The sequence below is a fragment of the Pseudomonas edaphica genome, from assembly GCF_005863185.1.
Taxonomy (GTDB): domain Bacteria; phylum Pseudomonadota; class Gammaproteobacteria; order Pseudomonadales; family Pseudomonadaceae; genus Aquipseudomonas; species Aquipseudomonas edaphica.
This window is the reverse complement of the sequence record NZ_VBVZ01001101.1, coordinates 1-704: the sequence shown is the minus strand read 5'-3', so window position 1 is coordinate 704 and position 704 is coordinate 1. Positions and strand designations below refer to the sequence as shown.

Annotated in this window: 1 protein-coding gene; it reads left to right on the top strand. The window is 58.4% G+C overall.

Annotated features, from left to right (window positions below; all coding sequences use genetic code 11):
* Window positions 1–345 precede the first annotated feature (345 nt).
* The coding region (locus tag FEM54_RS33480) for a hypothetical protein (RefSeq protein WP_138454391.1) at window positions 346–704 on the top strand (359 nt) is incomplete at its 3' end.

Sequence of the window (704 nt, the reverse complement as noted above, 5' to 3'; positions counted from 1 at the left end):
CAGTTTCTCCTGTGGCGAGCAGGCTTGTCGAATCGTCGCACCGCCTGCGTTGGGCTGCGAAGCAGCGCCAAACCCAGTCGCTGAGTTCTTTCAGGAACATTGCAGTGCCTTTATTGGGGCTGCTTCGCACCCCAGCGCAAGCAAGCTTGCTCGCCACAACAGCCCACTCATACTAGAGGTTGTCAGCTAGCACAGGGTAACGGCGCTTCGAAAACACCGGCAAAACCCGCCTGGCGTTGTGAAATGTTGTGAAGCGTGCGGAATGGCCCTTTGCCCATGCTAACGTCCGCGTCGGGGTATCGTCAGCTTGACGATTTCATTCGTTCCATTGAAGGAGCAGCGCCGATGTCTACTACCGTAACGCCCGCGTCTGGCGGGTCGAATACGCCAAAGTCTTCGCCTTCCACGTTCGACGACAAGTTGAACATTGCCAAGTCCAGCAAGGTTATTGCCGACTACATGCGCCAAACGGGCAAGTCAGCGATCACCAAGCAGGAACTCACGCAACTGGCCAACAACGCTTCGGGCAAAGTGCCCACGGATGTGTCCGACGCTGCCAAGTACATGGAGCGCCACCCGGACGTGTTCACCGCGATCGAAACCCACGACGTGGCGGGGGCCGATAACCTCTCCGGCGTGTGGAACTTCGATTGGGCGGCCAAGGGTGGGCTCGATGGCACCTCGACCAACGCCATCGCCAAAAT